A 640-nucleotide genomic window follows, 5' to 3' on the forward strand; every position below is an offset into this window, starting at 1 on the left:
CCGGCAGCCTTCAGTGGTCTTTGCAGAGTTAAGACAGGCGGCTTAGCGTTGCACTTCGAACTTGAATCCGCCCTGCACTTACGTCATTTTTGAGCTGATTTATACCTCGGTGATGGTGCCATATGAAACACTGGCCACCGAAATGACCGAAGACTTTTCCGTCCGTTCTAAGCTGACCGGTTATAAAGCCATTTTCGGTAAAATGGCGAACTTTCTTGCGGCCTTCATTCCTGGCCAGTTTATCCTTATTTACGGTAAAGAATCGCCGACACCGTTTTTCTATACCGGCATCACCTATGGCCTGATCCTGCTGGTTGCTGTAGCGATGCTGCATCGCTACAGCTGGGAACGCGCGGATAGTGGTCAGGCGGCGGTGAAAGCGAAAAAATCGCTGGGTAAAACGCTGCTGTCACTGGTGCGTGATATGCAGTCGACGTTCTATCTGCGCGTGTTCCGCAAACATCTCGGCATGTACCTGTTTGGCTTCGGCGCGGAGTGGCTGTTTGCGGCGGTCTTTACCTATTATGTGATTTTTGTCCTGCAATACGATCCGGCCATTCTTGCTGCGTATTCCGATGATTCCGGTCAGTGATTCCGGCGATTTCGATCGCGTTTCCCGCGCTGGTTATTTCTTACTTTA

1 pseudogene is annotated in these 640 nt (G+C 50.8%); it reads left to right on the top strand.

What is annotated here, in order from left to right:
* Positions 1 to 73 precede the first annotated feature (73 nt).
* A pseudogene (locus ACSZO1_RS22665) lies at positions 74 to 565 on the top strand (MFS transporter); the annotation flags it as partial.
* Between the last annotated feature and the right edge of the window lie 75 nt (positions 566 to 640).

The sequence above is a fragment of the Erwinia sp. V71 genome, from assembly GCF_965644245.1.
Taxonomy (GTDB): domain Bacteria; phylum Pseudomonadota; class Gammaproteobacteria; order Enterobacterales; family Enterobacteriaceae; genus Erwinia.